Origin of the sequence: Actinopolyspora mortivallis, assembly GCF_003001495.1 — a bacterium.
Lineage (GTDB): Bacteria > Actinomycetota > Actinomycetes > Mycobacteriales > Pseudonocardiaceae > Actinopolyspora > Actinopolyspora mortivallis_A.
Window position 1 is genome coordinate 17239 of sequence record NZ_PVSR01000014.1, and the last position, 17066, is coordinate 34304.

At 69.7% G+C, this 17066-nt stretch carries 13 protein-coding genes; 6 read left to right on the top strand and 7 right to left on the bottom strand.

All coding sequences use genetic code 11. The features are described from left to right. Window positions 1–79: 79 nt before the first annotated feature. Window positions 80–901 carry a lysozyme gene (locus CEP50_RS10170; RefSeq protein WP_181188318.1) on the bottom strand — a complete coding sequence of 274 codons (822 nt, stop codon included), beginning with the start codon at window positions 899–901 and terminating at the stop codon, window positions 80–82. Window positions 902–1272: 371 nt separating this feature from the next. On the opposite strand from CEP50_RS10170, the gene CEP50_RS10175 reads away from it, so the two are divergent. Continuing rightward, window positions 1273–3462 carry a putative bifunctional diguanylate cyclase/phosphodiesterase gene (locus CEP50_RS10175; RefSeq protein WP_106113705.1) on the top strand — a complete coding sequence of 730 codons (2190 nt, stop codon included), beginning with the start codon at window positions 1273–1275 and terminating at the stop codon, window positions 3460–3462. Between the two features lie 139 nt (window positions 3463–3601). On the opposite strand, the gene CEP50_RS10180 is transcribed toward CEP50_RS10175, so the two are convergent. Further along, window positions 3602–4459, bottom strand: a complete 858-nt coding sequence (locus CEP50_RS10180) for a GGDEF domain-containing protein (protein WP_106113706.1) — start codon at window positions 4457–4459, stop codon at window positions 3602–3604. Between the two features lie 293 nt (window positions 4460–4752). On the opposite strand from CEP50_RS10180, the gene CEP50_RS10185 reads away from it, so the two are divergent. After that, window positions 4753–6075 carry a glycosyltransferase family 87 protein gene (locus tag CEP50_RS10185; RefSeq protein ID WP_106113707.1) on the top strand — a complete coding sequence of 441 codons (1323 nt, stop codon included), beginning with the start codon at window positions 4753–4755 and terminating at the stop codon, window positions 6073–6075. Between the two features lie 206 nt (window positions 6076–6281). Here the strand turns inward: CEP50_RS10185 and CEP50_RS10190 are convergent, their stop codons facing one another. Both CEP50_RS10190 and CEP50_RS10195 read right to left on the bottom strand, forming a co-directional pair. Further along, window positions 6282–7721 carry a hypothetical protein gene (locus tag CEP50_RS10190; protein ID WP_146134787.1) on the bottom strand — a complete coding sequence of 480 codons (1440 nt, stop codon included), beginning with the start codon at window positions 7719–7721 and terminating at the stop codon, window positions 6282–6284. 207 nt (window positions 7722–7928) lie between these two features. Next, window positions 7929–8972, bottom strand: coding sequence for a hypothetical protein (locus CEP50_RS10195; protein ID WP_106113709.1), 1044 nt, complete (start codon window positions 8970–8972; stop codon window positions 7929–7931). A gap of 429 nt (window positions 8973–9401) precedes the next feature. On the opposite strand from CEP50_RS10195, the gene CEP50_RS10200 reads away from it, so the two are divergent. Then, the gene (locus tag CEP50_RS10200) at window positions 9402–10559 is read left to right on the top strand and encodes an AI-2E family transporter (protein WP_106113710.1); all 1158 of its coding nucleotides are present in this window, start codon (window positions 9402–9404) and stop codon (window positions 10557–10559) included. A 47-nt stretch (window positions 10560–10606) separates the two neighbouring features. Here the strand turns inward: CEP50_RS10200 and CEP50_RS10205 are convergent, their stop codons facing one another. Beyond that, window positions 10607–11803 (bottom strand): GGDEF domain-containing protein, encoded by a 1197-nt coding sequence (locus tag CEP50_RS10205; RefSeq protein ID WP_106113711.1) that lies wholly within the window; start codon window positions 11801–11803, stop codon window positions 10607–10609. 429 nt (window positions 11804–12232) lie between these two features. Between CEP50_RS10205 and macS the strand changes: the two genes are divergently transcribed. Together macS and CEP50_RS10215 are read left to right on the top strand one after the other, a co-directional pair. Continuing rightward, entirely contained in the window at window positions 12233–13546 is a 1314-nt protein-coding gene (gene macS / locus CEP50_RS10210) for a MacS family sensor histidine kinase (protein ID WP_106113712.1), read from the top strand. Further along, the gene (locus CEP50_RS10215) at window positions 13543–14217 is read left to right on the top strand and encodes a response regulator (protein WP_019856165.1); all 675 of its coding nucleotides are present in this window, start codon (window positions 13543–13545) and stop codon (window positions 14215–14217) included. The genes macS and CEP50_RS10215 overlap by 4 nt, the downstream gene beginning before the upstream one ends. Window positions 14218–14256: 39 nt before the next feature. On the opposite strand, the gene ptsP is transcribed toward CEP50_RS10215, so the two are convergent. Further along, complete coding sequence (gene ptsP / locus CEP50_RS10220; RefSeq protein WP_106113713.1) at window positions 14257–15894, bottom strand: phosphoenolpyruvate--protein phosphotransferase; 1638 nt, start codon at window positions 15892–15894, stop codon at window positions 14257–14259. A 234-nt stretch (window positions 15895–16128) separates the two neighbouring features. Here ptsP and CEP50_RS19865 point away from each other — a divergent pair, with 234 nt between their 5' ends. After that, window positions 16129–16419, top strand: a complete 291-nt coding sequence (locus tag CEP50_RS19865; protein ID WP_146134788.1) for a hypothetical protein — start codon at window positions 16129–16131, stop codon at window positions 16417–16419. A gap of 254 nt (window positions 16420–16673) precedes the next feature. Here CEP50_RS19865 and CEP50_RS10225 read toward each other — a convergent pair whose 3' ends face one another. Further along, window positions 16674–17039 (bottom strand): glutaredoxin family protein, encoded by a 366-nt coding sequence (locus CEP50_RS10225; RefSeq protein WP_106113714.1) that lies wholly within the window; start codon window positions 17037–17039, stop codon window positions 16674–16676. Between the last annotated feature and the right edge of the window lie 27 nt (window positions 17040–17066).

Genomic DNA, 17066 nt, shown 5'->3' on the forward strand with positions numbered 1-17066 from the left:
CACGAAGAGGACCGCCGGGAACACGGCCGCCGTCCGGTGTGTCGCGGCCCCGGGCGTCATCCGTGGGTTCCTCCACGGGTCAACGCCCCAACGCCAGTCTTTCGAGCTGCTCGTACGTGCCGTTGAACAGGTTCTTGTCCAGCGGTTTCGAGGTGTACTGCCAGAACGTGTGGTACCCCCAGTCGTGGGGCAGCTCTCCGATGAAGTCGTTGTACCTGGCGATCCACAACGGGTTCGTCGAGCTGAAGTCCCCGTCGACGCAGTCGTTCCACCAGCGCGTGCTGGTGTAGATGGTGGGGTACCTGCCGGTCAGTCTGTGGTAGGTGTCGCTGAAGTCCCGGATCCAGGCCGTCATCCGCCCCGGGGTCTTCCCGTAGCACTTCGGCCCGTACGGGTTGTACTCGATGTCCAGGGCACCGGGCAGTGTCCTGCCGTCGGCGGACCATCCGCCCCCGTTGCGGACGAAGTAGCGCGCCTGGGCCGCTCCGCTGGAGCGGTCGGGCAGGGCGAAGTGGTAGGCACCGCGGATCATGCCCACCCGGTAGGAGCCGGTGTACTGGTGGTTGAAGTCGGGGCTGGTGTAGCCGGTCCCCTCGGTGGCCTTCACGTAGGCGAACCGCATCCCCTGGTTCCACCAGTAATTCCAGTCGACCCTGTTCTGGTGTCCACTGACGTCCATGCCGTGGACCGAGGGTCTGTTCGACAGGTGCGGAGCCCGCCGCCCGGGCGTCGTCTCGTTCTCCCGGATCTGTGAGCCCATCGCGTGGTCGGAATCCGGCGCACGCCCCTGTGGGGCCTCGGCCGCGTACGCGGAGGGGCCGAACACCAGAACCACGCCGAAGATCAGTGATAATCCGTAGGTCAACAGGCCGGAGGTACCGAATCTACCCGAACGATGCATGCGCTTCCCCTTGGTACGTGCGTCGGAGCTTGCCGTGTGGTGCCTGAGCGCTCAGGCGGTTCCGCGGGTGGCTGCCGTTGTCGAACACCGATCGTGTGATCAAGGAAACGATCGTTTCACCGCTTCCGGTAGGTATCGTGTTACCTTCTGCCCACAATGAGGCAAAACGGACACCGCTCAAACGACAAAACTCGACCCGGTCGGGTGACATGAACATCGCTTTCGATCTTGGTCCGCGTCTCCTGCCAATCCACTTCCGGTAGCTACCCTGGGTGACAGCAGGTTCCGCGTTCGACCGAAGGGCGGCATCGACCGTATGCTCCCCGAGTACCTTGCGCGGGCGACTACGACGAGCGGAGGGCGCCGCAGGCATGACCGGCTGGACAGCGCCTGTATCGAGCGCTCATGACGTGACGGATGTGGACAGACGACACAAGCGGGAGTTCGCCGCGGCCTGGACCCGGGCACTGGTCGGCACCAGCTATGTGCCGATGACCGGGGCCGAGGTCGAGGAGCAGTTGGAAGGTTACACCGACCGCCTGGCCGAGGCGCTGCTCAGCTCTCCCCAGGACACCGAAGGCGCCCGCGCCGTCGGTGCCGATCTGGTGGCCATCCACTTCACCGGGGCCGAGTCCCTGGCCAAGACGATCGAGAGCGTCGGCGAGCACATGCTCCCGCTGTTCGGGCTCACCGAGACCCCGGAACTGCGCACCCGGGTCTCGGCCGTGCAGGCGGCGATCTGCGGCGGCTTCATGCAGGCCGCGCGCAAACGCACCCTGGACGAGCAGGAGGCGATCCGCCAGGCCGTCCTGGACGCCAGGGACTCCGTCGAGCAGGCCCTGCGCACCAGCGAGGCCCGCTTCCGCGCCATCTTCTCCGAAGCGGCCATCGGCATCGGCATCGCCGACACCGAGGGACTCATCCTGGAAGCCAACGCCTCGCTGCGCCGCATCCTCGGACGCAGCGCCGAGGAGATGCACGGCCTGCGGGTCTACGACCTCATGGACCCGCAGGACACCGACACCGTCTGGCAGGTCTACGAGGAACTCGTCCGCGGCGAGCGCGAGCAGTACCGCATGGAGAAACGGTTCACCCGCCCCGACGGGACCAAGTCCTGGACGGAACTGATCGTCTCCCTGGTACGCGACGAGAACGGTCTGCCCCTCTACCAGGTCGCCCTGATGGAGGACGTGACCGACCGCAAGATGTTGCAGGACCGGCTGCGCCACCAGGCCCTGCACGACCCGCTCACCGGACTGCCGAACCGCGCCCTGTTCCTCGAACGGATCACCGAGGCGCTGAACGAGGACGCCGGCTCGGAACAACCCAGGCGGGTGGCGCTGTGCTACATGGACCTGGACGGTTTCAAGGTCATCAACGACAGCCTCGGCCACCACGTCGGGGACGACCTGCTGGTCACCGTGGCCCAACGCCTGGCGGAGACCGTCCGGGGAGAGGACCGCCTCGTCGCCCGCATGGGCGGGGACGAGTTCGTGATCCTGATCGAGGGCTCCCGGGGAACCCAACAGGCCGTCGACATCGCCGAACAGGTGCTCGACACGCTGAGTTCCCCCATCAGGGTGGGTAACCAGGAGCTGTTCGTCTCGGCGAGCATCGGGATCCTGGAACGCCCCGTGACGGGTCAGACCCCGGCCGAGCTGATGCGCGACGCCGACGTCACGCTCTACTGGGCCAAGGCCGAGGGCAAGAACCAGTGGGCCCTGTTCGACACCGAGCGCAACGCCAGCGAGGTGGCCCAGTTCCGGCTGTCGGCCACCATGCCGGCGGCGTTGGAGCACAACGAGTTCTACGTCGACTACCAGCCGCTCGTGGGACTGGACCACTACCGGGTCTCCGGGGTGGAGGCGCTGGTGCGCTGGTGGCATCCCGAGCTGGGACGCCTGGGGCCCGACCGGTTCATCGGGCTGGCCGAGGAAACCGGCATGATCGTGTCCCTGGGACGCTGGGTGCTGCGCCAAGCGTGCAAGCAGGCCCGGCTCTGGCAGGACGAGTTCGGTTCCGCGGCCCCGTTCATGAGTGTCAACCTGGCGGTACGCCAGTCCCGGGACCCCAACCTCGTCTCCGACGTGGCCGAGATCCTGGACGAGACCGGGCTGGAACCGGGGATGCTCCAGCTGGAGCTGACCGAAAGCGCGATCATGAGCACGGCGGACGAGCCGCTGGAGGCCCTGCGCACACTCGCGCGGATGGGGGTGCGGATCGCGATCGACGACTTCGGCACCGGTTACTCCAACCTCGCCTACCTCCGGCACCTGCCGGTACACGAGCTCAAGATCGCCGGCTCCTTCATGGAGGGGGTGGGCGAGGACCAGAACCTCGACCCGGTCGACGCCAGGATCATCGGGACGGTGGTGGACCTGTCCCACGCCCTCGGACTGACGGTCACCGCGGAAGGGGTGGAGACGCGGGCCCAGGCGACACGTATGAGGGAGATCGGCTGCGAGACCGGCCAGGGATGGTTCTTCGCCAAACCCGGACCGCCGGAGGACGTCCGCACGCTGCTGGAGGCGCCGCAGGACGCCGAGTGGTGGAGGAAGTAACCCGTCGGGCCACAGTGGGACACGACACCGGATTCGCCGGATTCGTCGCGGGAACCCGCCTCGACGCGGACGGGGGAGCCGCCGGAACGGCGGTCACGCCTCGTCCGCTCCTCGGGGGCTCACCCCCGGCGAAACACCCTCACTCCTTGGCCCGTAGTTGCTGCTCGGCACGGTGGACCACCGAGTGCACCGAAGCCTTTCCGTCGCTGGTCACCCAGGAAACCCGCACACTCGGCCGCACCTGCCTGCCTTCCAGCCGCATCGGTCGGACCACCGCCCTGCGGGCTCCCTCCGCGATCTCGGCCCCGTTCCCACTGGGGTGTTCCACCACGAGGGCGAACTCGTCCCCGCCGAAACGGGCCACCGTGTGCTCGTCGCTGAGACTCTGGCGCAGCCGTCCCGCGATCACGGTCAGCAGTTCGTCCCCCTGGGCGAAACCGTGCTCCACGTTGAACTGTTCGAGCCTGCGCACGTCGACCAGCACCAGCGTGCTCACGGTGCCCCGGCACCGTGCCCGCGCCAGCGCCTGGTCCAGCCTGTCGAGCAGCAGCACGCGTCCGGGAAGGCCGGTCAGCGGATCCACCATCCCCCGGGAATGGGGGACGTCGGTGTCCACCGGTTGCAGGAACATCAGCACACGTTGTTGCGCGTACATGCGGACGGGCTGGTAATCCATCCACAGGTGTCCGCTCGGCTTGCCGTGCTGGGTGATGACCACGGGGGTGGACATGCGAGTACCGGTACGCAGCACCTGGCTGGTCAGATCCGACCAGTCCGGCAGGTGCGCACCCGTGCTGTCCTGCATCGCCCAACCACTGGGACGCGAGCCGGTGAGCAGATCGGTGCGGTCGAGTCGCATCAGATCCGCGGCGGCGTCGTTGGTGGCCAGCACCTGGCCACGCTCGTCGGTGAGCATGAATCCGGCGGTCAGTCCCATGATGAGTTCATCCCACACTCCGGTGAGCTGGGATGCGCCAGTGGCATAGACAACACTCATTCGGAGCTACCCTCCCCACCAGATGGAGCAGTGGTTGTGAGCCTCCCCTTGTGGCGGGATCAAATTCAAGAGTGCGACTACCACACGTCATGGTGTTTTTTCAGTGTGTCACTTACGTAGCGTCAACACATATGGCGAAAAGGACTCCGATTGATCGACTCACCCGCCCCGGACAACAGTTCGACAACGAGTCGATGAATACGGTGGGGAGCCTGGAGAAGGAGCTGACCTCCTAATCTGGTGTCGTTCCCGACAACCGACAACCAGGTCGTAGCCGACAGGACGGTTCAAGAGTGCAGCCCACCGCCCCTCCCCCGAACAGGGGATCCCTCATCGGAGTTCTCCGGCAACACCGCAAACTGATCATCGTGTTCGCCCTGTGCGAGTTCTGCGCGCTCGTCATGGTTTCGGCGATCAATCCGCACGGGCACATAGACGGGGAGGTGTACCAGCTCGGAGCCCGCGCCTGGCTCCAGGGAATGCCGATCTACCAGGACCTCCCACCGACCGAGTCCGGACTGCGACTTCCCTTCATCTACCCGCCGTTCGCGGCGTTCGTCTTCGCCCCACTGGCCGTGGTGTCCAAGACCAAAGCCGTCGCCGCGATCATGCTGGTCAGCCACCTGGCCCTGCTGAGCACGCTCTACGTGGTGCTCCGCGCCTGCCCCCTGGGGGAGCGCACCCGCCGACGCGCCCTGCTGTTCACCGCAGTGCTCCTGCCCCTGGCCACGGTCACCGAGCCGGTGCTCGAAACGCTCACCTACGCCCAGATCAACCTGGTGCTCATGGCGCTGGTCGCCGTCGACTCCCTGTGGCGCGTCGACGGCACCCGGAAACCGCCCTACCCGCGCGGCCTGCTGATCGGCATAGCCGCGGGGATCAAACTCACCCCCGCGGTCTTCCTGTTGCTTCCCCTGCTGCGCCGCGACGTGCGCACGATCCTCACCGCCGTGACCACCCTGCTCGGCACCGTCGCCCTCGGATTCCTGCTCGCCTTCGAGGACGCCGTCCACTTCTGGACCCGGCAGGTCTTCAGCAGCGGCAACGTGTCCTTCGGCCCCCAGTTCGAAGGGGACGCCTCCATCTACGCCGGCAACGTCTCCCTGCGCTCCCTGTTGGCCAAACTGGCCGTCCCCGAACCGTGGCAGACCCTGGGGCTGGGGGTGCTGGTGCTGCTGGCGGCGGCGCTGACCGTGTTCGGAATGTGGACCGCCCTGTACCCGCGCTCCGGCAGGCGCGACCTGCCCACCGCGCTCGTGCTCAACGCCGTGTTCGGCCTGCTGATCTCACCGATCTCCTGGTCCCACCACTGGGTGTGGATCGTTGCCGGCCTGATCCTGCTCTTCGAGAGGGGATACCGACACCGGAACCTGCCCCTGCTGCTGGCGACCACCCTCGCCGCGGAGCTCTACCTGATCGGACCGCACTGGTACGCCCCCCAAGGGGACGGCAAGGAACTGACCTGGAACTTCTTCGAACACCTGATCGGAAACGCCTATGTGTACCTCGGTGTGGGATTCCTGGTGTACCACGCCTATCTCGGCGTGATCGACCGCCGCAGCGGCCGCACCCCGGATCCCGACCCCACGGTCTCCGAGGTGGGACCGGCCCGCTGAGCTCTCACTCCCGTGGCCGCCCACGAAGGGTCCCCTCCTCGGAGGGCGATACCCCCGAACACGAAGAACGGGGCCGGCAAGCTCGTGGCTCGCCGGCCCCGTCCGTCCCGGGGTCCCGGTGACCGACAATCGCCGAAACGGTCACCCGCTCCCGGGAGGGGGACGTACCACCGGGGTGGTCGGACCCGGTCGTACGCGCCCCGCGGCTACGCCGCCGCGCTGGCGGCCCCGGCCCTGGGGGTCCCGTCGGCCCCGACCGCGGGCAGCGGCACCGTCATGCCCTCGAGGGCATCCACCTGCGGCGCCCGGTCCAGGATCGGAAGGGCCACACCGCCTTCCGGGGCACCCCGGCGCGCGGTCGTGGTCTCCCGGAACGGGTTGGACGTCACGACCTGACGCTCCGGCACGGCCGCGGCCAGTTCGTCGACCACCCGCGTGCTCACCTCGGAGAGTTCCGGCACCGGGGTGAACAGGACCTCCTCCGAGGTCCGGGTCATCTCGGCCCCACCCGAGTCCCGCACGGGAGCGAGGGCGACGGACCCGGCCCCGTCGGTGTTTCCGCCCAGGGTGTTCGCCTCGTCCTCGCCGGACAAGGAGATCCCGGTATCCGGGAGCCCCTCGGCACCGTCAGCCTCCTCGCCGGGGAACAGCAGCGCCGGGTCGGGCAGGGTGGGAAGCTCGTCGACCCGCTGGTGCACCTCACCGGGAAGATCGAGCGGAGCCTTCTCCTCGGAGACCGCACGCCGCTGCCCGGCACCGGTCGACACGGCCGAGCGAAGCACCCGTTCCGGAACGGCGCGCAGGTCCGGACCGGTTTCGAATCCCACCGTGGTGAGGTCCACCGCGGCGGTGTCCAGCATGCCTCCGGAACCCCGCCACATCGAGATGATGCCCTCGGCGGGTGAGGAGGCGAGAGCGCTCGCCCCTTCGTCGGGGAGAACCAGCGCGTGCCTGGCGGTCTCGGCGGACTCCGCCCCACTGTGCTCGGCAACGGGGCCGGCCTCGTGGGTCAGGGCGCCCGACCAGCTCACCGAACGGTGCGGACCGTCCGCCGGTCTCGCCTCCTCGGCGGCAGCCGCGTGCCTGGCCCGAGGGCGCTCGGCCGGAGCCGTCCAGGCGGAGACCCTGTCCTGGGGGACCGTGGAGGACACGGTCGAGCTCTCCGGGGCCGATCCCCACGCTTCCCCGCGCCCGGCGGAGAAGACGGAGTGTCCGGTCGGATCCGGAAGTTCCTGGGGTGGGATCCACTGTTCCTCACGGGGGAGGTCCGGGGCGAGTTCGTCCGTGATGCGTGGAATCCGCAGGGTGCGTTCGTTGTCCGCCTCCGCCGGAGCCTCCCGGATCGGGGCGATGCTGCCGACCAGGGTGTCGGCCTCGGACAGCCTGGAGACCCGTTCCCCGTCGCCGTCCAGCGCGGGCAGCACCAGGGTCTCCTCCGTGTCCGGGAAGAGCTCCCCGGCGAAGCACACGCCGCTTCGACTGGGGGTGCCGTCCCCCGCCGCCTCGGCCGGGGTCAGTGGCCCGCCGAAGGGGGAGGTCGGACGTTCCGGGCAGTTCTCGGAGGCCGACGCGACACCGGTGCCTGCCGCGAGCATTCCTCCGGTGACCAGCGCCGCCTGCACGCCTCGCCTGGCCCAACTCTGCATGAAACTCTCCTTTGGATTTCTCTTCCCACGTCACAGGGACACGCCCTGTGCGCAAGCCTTCCGGTGAATCAGGAAAAAGGTCCGGTGCGCCGATCGACGGATCGGCGGCTCCCGCTCAGTCGGGAGGGGACGTCGCCGCGTGTCGCTTCCCGTCACCTCGGTCCGTGTCCGGCACACACGAGGGGGAAGAAAGCGGCGGTGCGAGAATCAGTCGGGGGTGGTGCCCGGTTGGGGGCCCTCGGTGTCCACGGGGGGAGTGGTTCCGGAACCGGTCGCGGAGAGCGGCTTCGCGGTGACGGCGGGAGTGGCGGGTACCCAGCCGGTCAGTCCGATCCCGGAAGCCGAACCACCACTCGGGTTGGTGGTGTCGGTGCCGCAGGCGCAACCGCCGCCGCTGAAGGGGGGAAGATCGAGGGAGCGCTGCCTGTTGGCGGGTTCCTTCCGCACGGCAGGCTCGGGCAGGAGGTGTTCGGCTCCCGCAGTGGCGACGGAGGGGGAGCGGCTCGTCAGTGTCCGCGAGCGTGTCGAGTCCCTGTCGGCCTCGGGAGTCCGCTCGGTCGTCGGTTCCGTGTGGACGTCCGGTGTCCGTCGCGGCCGGGACGGTGCGGGGTGGGTGACCGTGTTTTGCGAGGAACGCTGGACCTCGTGGGAGTCAGTGGTCACCAGCGTGTCACGCACCCGTTCGAGTTCCCCTCCGACCGCTCCGGTCAGGGAGTCCTGCCCGCTCGTGCCGGAAACCACCGTGTCGGCGGCCCGGCGCACCGGATCGAGGACGGGCTCGGCGCCCCGCCGCACCGTCTCCACCCCGGAGGTGACGGAGTCGGTGACGGGATCGAGCACAGTGCTCACCCCGGAGTCGCCTTTCCCGGAACTCTCGGCGGAGGACGTGGCGCTTTGCCGACCGTCCGCGCTCGGGGACCCGGTTGCGTCGGAGTGCCGCGCGTCCTCCTCGGAGGTCGTCCCCGCGGCCTCCGCGCCGTCGTGGCGTTCCGTGGCTCCCGTCAGGGAGCGGACCAGCCCGGCCAGCGGACCGCTGTCGGCACGGCCTTCCTGTTGGGGGGAGGCCTGCCGCTGCGCCCGCGACGGTGTCCGGTCCGCGGTGTCCGACTCGGCCAATGAGGAGGCGTGGGCGGTCCCGAGCAGGCACGCCGCCGAGATCCCGGCCACCGTGCCACCCACCACGATCAGCGCGCGGTACAGCCACCGCCGTTGGCGGTCGGCCGCCGACGAGCACTGATCGTCAACGGACATGGGACTCAGCGGCCTCCTTCGGACAACGTCAACGCCGGAGCACCTCCGAAGGGACGGACGAGCGGCCCTGCCGGGCCGGTCCCACGGGGACCGGCCACCGGGCTCGGGCTCTTCCGCGTCGTCGCGATCTCCACGCCGAAGGCACTCCCAGCGAATCGCCGAGGATCACTCTTCCAAAGCGCCCCCGGACAACGCATCCGTTCCGCACTGACTTACTCACATCGTGTGATGTTGCCCGTGCCGGCAGGGCAGGGCGCCCCGCGGAAGCGAACGGGAGCACCGACCCGCCCACACGTTGGGACGCCGGTGGGTACCGAGCCTCCCCGGAGCCCGACCGACCGGGACGGATCCCACCGTGTGTCGGGACGGCGGCCCACTCGGCGAGATCGGCCCCACCATTCTCCGGCCGCGCACCGCTAGTGTGGCCCTGTGAGCGTCAGCAAGGTCACGAACTCCGACGAGATCGCCCGGATCCCCCCCGCGATACGTGTCACGGCGGCCCTCGGCTGGCGGCTGCTGGTCATCTTCGGAATGCTCTACGCCCTCGGCTGGGTCGTGGGCAAACTGTCGGTGGTGGTGATCCCCGTCGCGATCGCCCTGCTGTTCTCCGCGCTGCTGGCCCCCGCCGTCTCGGCGCTGGCCAGGATGCGGGTGCCACGGGGACTGGCCACGGCCGTCGTGCTCGTCGGTGGGTTGGCGGCCGTCGGCGGAATCCTGACCTTCGTCATCAACGCCTTCGTGGCCGGCCTGCCCGACCTGCAACGGCAACTGGTCGCGAGCCTGAACACCATCCGCGAGTGGCTGGCCAGCGGACCGCTGCACCTGGGCCAGGAACAGATCAACAACTACATCGACCAGGTAGGCACCTGGTTGGAGGACAACCAGCAACAGCTGACCAGCGGGGCGCTGTCCACGGCCACCACCGTGGGCAACTTCCTCACCGGCATGTTGCTGATGCTGTTCACCCTGATCTTCTTCCTGCACGACGGCAGGAGGATCTGGCTGTTCCTGCTGGGGCCGCTGCCCGAGGTGGCTCGTTCCCGTATCGACCTGGCCGGCACCCGGGGATTCGAGTCGCTGGTCGGCTACATCCGGGCCACCGGCCTGGTGGCGGTGGGGGACGCCCTCGGCATCGGGGTGGGGTTGGCGATCATCGGTGTGCCGCTGGTGGTGCCGCTGGCGGCCCTGGTGTTCCTCGCCTCGTTCGTCCCGATCGTCGGTGCGGTCGCCTCCGGTGCGGTGGCCGTCCTGGTGGCGCTGGTGGCCAAGGGACCGATAGCGGCCCTGCTGGTGCTCGCCGTGGTGCTCGGGGTGCAGCAGTTGGAGGGCAACGTGCTCCAGCCCCTGCTGATCGGCCGCGCCGTGCGGTTGCATCCGCTGGCGGTGGTGCTGTCGATCAGCGTCGGCGTGATCGTCGCCGGCATCATCGGGGCGCTGCTGGCCGTGCCGGTGCTGGCCATGGTCAACTCCGCCGTGCGCGCTCTCGCCGCCGGGGAGGTGGCGGCGAAGCCGCCGGAGGAGGAGTCCTCCTCCGGCACCGACACGAGCTCCGCCGACACCGGGGACGAGTCGCACCCGCAGACCTGACCGAGCCCGGGACCACGCCCCGAAGTCCCGGCGCCGGGGCGTGCCGATCAGGCCATGCTGACCGCGTTGCGTCCCCCTGCCTTGGCCGCGAGCAGCGCCGCGTCGGCGGCCACGAGCAGGTCCCCGAGCTCGTAGCCGAGCGTGCCGGTGCAGGCCACACCGATGCTGATGGTCAGGTTGTCGAGTTCGTGGGTCACCCCGGCGGTGTCCCGGGCCGGTACGGACAGGGCCGCGGTGGAGCGTCTGATCCGATGGGCGACCTCCCAGGCGGCCGCGGTGTCGGTCTCCGGAAGCAGCACGACGAACTCCTCCCCGCCGAACCGGCCCACCAGGTCCCCCTTGCGCACGCTGCCGCGCAGCATCAACGCGACCGAGGCCAGCGCGGCGTCACCCGCGAGATGCCCCAGTTCGTCGTTGACCCGTTTGAAGTGGTCCAGATCCAGCAACAGCACCGACACCGGGGCTTTCCGGGAGCGGGCCCGGACCAGTTCGGTCCGGGCGAACTTCTCCCAGTGCACGGCGTTCATCAGGCCGGTCTTGGCGTCGCGCTGGGCCGAGCGGCGCCACTGCGGAAGCTGCCCGGCCAGGTCCAGCAGCGCCATGGGCGGAGCCGCCAGCAGCGCGCTGACGGGGTCGTACTGCACGGCCACGGCCAGCAGCGCGCCGAGACTGACCGCGACCACCCCCAGCAGCACGTCTATGGGATCACCGAGGATCTCGGACCGGGATGCCTGCGGGCTGCGCAGCCACAACCCGACCGAAACGAGCACGGCACGCAGCAGGAGCAGGACGGTGCAGGAGGCCAGCAGGGCGAGCAGGGTCCACCGCGGGGTGTGCCATCCCAGCACCAGCCGCGCGGCAAAGGTGGCCAGCACGGTGGCCGCGTTGATGAACATCCACCGGTGCGGTTCCTCCCGCACGTCGAGCACTCCGTGCAGGGCCGGGCCGAGCAGCAACAGCACGAGCAGGTTCGGAGGCAGCAGCAACAGGCCCGCGACGAGGTAGCAGATGTGGATCGTCCAGGGATTGCGGCGCACCCCCTCACGCAGCTGGATGGACAGGGAGGTTCCGATGATCACCGCTCCTCCGGTGAGAGCGAGCATCCCGAACCTGTACAACTCCCATCCGGTGGGCGGATCGGTGGTGACGACCACCACGTAGATCGTCAACGCCGCCGCGAACTGCACGAGGAGCACGTAGCACAGGGCCGCGGGCCGCAGTTTCCACAGTGGCCATTCCCCCACTGGTTCCTCCCCTGGTTCTGCCGCGGGACTCGACACGGTCCCGGAGGAACGATTCCGTCCCCGGGAAAAACGCGCTCGTCCGGGCAAACAGTGTGCACAATCACCACAACCCTGCCAGCAAGATCCGTCACGTGGTGCTTTTCACCGACGCTCGCGGAGGTTGATCGCCGATGCGGGCTAATTCCGTCGAACGTTCGGGCGGCGGATTCCTCCGGTGTGCCGGATCCGTTCCCCCTCTCGACGGGGAAGCGGCTGTGTGCTCGGCCACGGTTCCGGCACGGAGGACGCTCACGGGTCGTGCCCGCGCCCCGTGCCGGGAGAGGATGTCCACACGGGAACCCTCGGGCGGCCGGGAGGTGGAACGGAAACCCCACCGCATCCGTCCACACGAGTGGCTCCTTGGCACATCACCGGAAAGGACTTCCGAAGTTGGTCAGCACGGGCGAGCGGAAAGCCGAGACGAGCGGGCGCGCGGAGGAGTCCCGGCGGCGGGTGGCTCCACGCCGGGTCGCCGGGCTGGTGACGAGCACACTCGTTCCGGAAGCCGCCGGCGACACCTCCTCCGGAGGCGAGGCCGTACCGGACGGCCGGATCCCCCTCTGGCGCGCGCACAACGGACTCAGGATCCTCACCCTGCTGTACGCCCTGGTGTGGTTCGTGGTGCTGGTGCCCGACTACCGCAGACCCGTGCTGGGGACGGCGATCCTGGTGGCGATGGTGCTGTGGACCGCCTTCACCTGCTGGCGCTACGGCAAGCCCTCCGGGCGGACCAACGCCATGGTGGCTCTCGACCAGGTCGTGACCATGGGTTTGTTCGCGCTGTGCTACTTCGTGCTCACCGACCGGCAAATGGACACGGGGCTACCCACCGTGGTCACCGTCTGGCACGCCTCGATGGTGACGGCGGCCGCGGTGCGGTGGGGAATGCCCGGCGGGGCCGTCAGCGGCGTCGCCGCCGCGGCCGCCAACTTCGCCATGCGCGGTTACATCGACCCCAACATGTGGATGGACACCGTGCTGCACATCGCGATCGGTCTGCTGCTGGGACTGGCCGCGGACACGGCCCGGCACTCCACGGAGCGGTTGGCGCGGGCGCTGCGGGCCGAGGCGGCCACGGCCGAGCGGGAACGGCTGGCCCGCGACATCCACGACAGCGTTCTCCAGGTGTTGGCCCGGGTGCGCAGCCGGGGCAGCCAACTGGGCGGGGAGGCCGCCGAGCTGGCGACCCTGGCCGGGGAACAGGAGACGGCACTACGCGCGCTGGTCTCCACCGGTCCCGCCGAGTCCGTGGGCGGCAGCACCGACCTGGCGGCACAGTTGCGCACCTTGGACAGTGAGCGGGTCAGCGTGTCGGTGCCGGCCACCCGGGTCGAACTGCCCGCGGCGAGCGTGTCCGCGCTGTTCTCGGTGACCCGGGAGGCGTTGCAGAACGTGGACAAACACGCCGGACCACGGGCGCACGCCTGGGTGCTGCTGGAGGACCTGGGCACGGAGGTGGTGCTCAGCATCCGCGACGACGGTCCGGGAATCCCCGAGGGACGGTTGGAGCAGGCCGCCGCCGACGGCCGAATGGGTGTCGCCCGGTCGATCCGTGGTCGCGTGGAGAGCCTGGGTGGGAGGATCACTCTGGACACGGCCGAGGGGGAGGGCACCGAGTGGGAGATCCATCTTCCCCGTGGCGAGCCGGAACACGGCCGGTCCGCGGGAGGGACACGTGGGCAGCATGGAGGAACGACGGCATGACTGGCTCGGACGTTTCGGTGATGGTGGTCGACGACCATCCGATATGGAGAGACGGTGTGGCGCGGGACCTCACCGAACGCGGGTTCCGGATCGGCGCCACCACGGGAGACGCGGTTTCCGCGCTGCGCATCGCGCGCACGGTGCGGCCGGACGTGGTGCTGATGGACCTCAACCTGGGGGACACCTCCGGGGTGGAGGCCACCAGGCAGATCACCCAGGAGATCTCCGGAACCCGGGTGCTGGTGCTCTCGGCCAGCGGGGAGCACGGTGACGTGCTGGAGGCGGTCAAGGCCGGTGCTTCCGGCTACCTGGTCAAGTCCGCCTCCGTGGAGGAACTGGTGGACGCGATCCGGCGCACCGCCGTGGGGGACGCGGTGTTCACCGCCGGTCTGGCCGGTCTGGTGCTGGGGGAGTACCGGCGCATGGCGGTCAACCCCGACGACTCCGAGCAGCAGCCTCCCCGGCTGACCGACCGGGAGACCGACGTGCTGCGCCAGGTGGCCAAGGGGCTGACCGCGCGGCAGATCGCGAACAAGCTGGTGATCTCCCACCGCACGGTGGAGAATCACGTGCAGTCCACCCTGCGCAAGCTCCAGCTGCACAACAGGGTGGAGCTGGCGCGGTACGCGATCGAGCACGGACTCGACCGGGACGGCACACCGGAGGAGTAGGTCCCCCGACGATCCCGGCCGGGATCGTCGGGCTCCGGGTCACTCCAGGGCTTCGCGGGTGGCGGCACGGGCCCGCCCGGGGTTCGGAGCCGCCAGGGCCGCTTCGGCGGCCCGTGCGCACTGCTGGTGCGTGCTCGCGGCCAGCGCCCCGCCCACGGCGGGTACGGCGGTGGCCACCATGGACAGGCTGCTGACTCCCAGTCCGACCAGGACACGCGCCAGCAGGGGGTCGGCGGCGGCCTCCCCGCACACACCGACGGGCCTGCCGGTGTCCGTTCCGGCCCGGCCGATCAGTTCGATCAGCCGCAGCAGGGCGGGCTGCCAGGGATCGTTCAGCTCGGCCAGCGCACCCAACTGACGGTCGGCGGCGAAGACGTACTGGGCCAGGTCGTTGGTACCGATGCTGACGAAGTCCACCGCCTCGACCAGCTCCCGGGCCGCCAGCGCCGCGGCGGGAACCTCGACCATCACCCCGGCCCGCCCGATGCCCACCGCCCTGGCGCGTTCGGTGAACCAGCCCGCCTCCTCGGCGGTGGCGACCATGGGAGCCATGACCGAGACCTCGGCACCCGAGTCGTCGGCGGCAGCCGCGATCGCCTCCAGCTGACGGTCCAACACCCCGGGGTTGTCGAAGGCGATCCGCAGTCCCCGCACACCCAGGGCCGGGTTCGGTTCCTCGGCGGTGTTCAGGAACCCGAGGGGTTTGTCGGCCCCGGCGTCGAGGGTCCGCACGACCACGGGCCTGCCCGCGAAGGGACGCAGAACCTCCGCGTAGGCGGCGCGCTGGGTGGCGACGTCCGGTTCGTCCGAGGCGGCCAGGTAGCAGAACTCGGTGCGGAAGAGTCCGACGCCCTCCGCACCCCGGGAGACCGCCGTGGTGGCATCGGCGGCGGCCCCGACGTTGGCGAGGATCTTGACGCGGTGTCCGTCCGAGGTCCCGCCGGTGCCGGTCCAGTCCGCTCCGGAGGCGCGCTCGGGGGACCGCACCTCGATCGGCTCGGTGGACAGGGCGACGTCCCCGGAGTCGCCGTCGACCTCGGCCGCCACGGCGGTGGTCTCGGCGAGCAGGCCCCGCACGGCGACCACGGCGGGGATGCCGAGCGAGCGGGCGAGGATGGCGGTGTGGCTGGTGGGGCCGCCCTCCTCGGTGACCAGGGCCAGCACCAGGTCGGGATCGAGGTCGGCCGTGTCGGCGGGGGCGAGGTCGCGGGCCAGCAGCACGCTCGGTTCGGTCAGGGTGGGCACGCCGGGGGGCAGCACCCCGAGCAGTTCGGCGATGATCCGGTCCCGCACGTCGTGGATGTCGCGCACCCGCTCGGCCAGGTACCCGCCGGTGGCCCGCAGGGACTCGGCGAACTCCTCGGCGGCTTCGAGTACGGCTCGGGGGGCGGGCAGGGAGCGCTGCCGTACGAGCTGTTCGGCGCGCGAGCTCAGCGAGGGGTCCATGGCCATGGCGGCCGTGGTTTCCAGGACGGCCTTCGCGTCCCCCTCGACCCCCGAGGCGCGGGTGAACAGGCCGGTGGCCACGGCTTCGGCTGCCGGTCCGATCCGCGCTGCCTCAGCGTCGTGGTCCTGGACGGCCGGGGTGGACGGGGGTTCGGGCAGGGGCTCGGCCACCCGCACGACGGGCCCGGCGGCCTGCCCGCCGCTGACACCGACACCACTCAATCGCAACATGGTCTAGACCATACCTTTCGCTCCGGGAACACCGCGATGCCCAGCGTTCCGCCCCGTGGGAGCCGGCGGGAACGACACGGGGATCACGGTGTGATTCGACCAGTGGACACTCCGCGCACGGAAGCCGGGAGAATTCCTACTTCACTCTTTCGGAGCAGAACAGTTCCGACAATAGGTAACTCCTGAGTAACAGCACGGATCCGCTTCCCCCTTCCTGACTAGCAGGCTGGGGGTATGACACAACGAAACGTGACACGAACACCGGACATCCGAGCACAGTTGCCGAGCGGTGAGGCCGCCGGAGGCGGACTCCCCCACCGGGCGGTGTGCGGCGGCGAACCCGTGGACACCAGCCTGGCCCCTCCGGAACGGCTCCCGGTCGGCCTGGGCAGGCTCTCCGCCGGCAGGCGGCGGAACCCGCGAACGCGTCGTGGAGGAACACGGGGACGCGCCCTGTTATCCCGCCACGACCCCACGAGCGGCCCCGGGAGGAGACACCCCTCCCAGCTGTTCGCGGAAGGGTGACCCACACCACTCCACGAGGCGGCCTGGGTCGCGATCTCGGGCTCATTACACCCCCATTCGGGGGTCATTCGGCCCGAAACCGCATCGTTTTCGGCCACCCAGGCGTCAGACTGGAGTGGTTGCTGTTCGTCGGTATCGCGCCACCGACGAGCACAACCGCTGGGGTCGGCCGTAAAGCCCCCCGTGCGGTCGGCCCCGGCCCAACCACGCAACGCGCGAACCCCGCTGAGCGGCACCGTGCCGCTCAGCGGACCTCACCGCTTCCTGTCCCGCAACCCGAGCGCTTTCAACGTCCCGTCCACCAGCCCCGGCTCGGACTCGGGCAACGCCTCGGGAGCGTGTTCGGCCGCGGCAGCGCGCACCTCGGCCGCGGACGGATTGACCCCCGACCAGGGACCGACGACCACGGTGGGAACCGTCTCGTTGCCGTCAGCCAGGGAACGCACGGTCGCGGCAGCCCGCTCGTCCCGCCAGATGTCTATCTCGGTGTACTCGACCCCGTACCTGCGCAGCCCGGAACGCAACCTGGTGCAGAACGGGCACCCCGGGCGGGCGTAGACGACCACACCCGCCCCGTCCGCCGTTCCCGAGCCCTCGGAGCGCTCGTCGTGCTCGGCCATGAACCACCTCCGTGGACGGATCCCCTC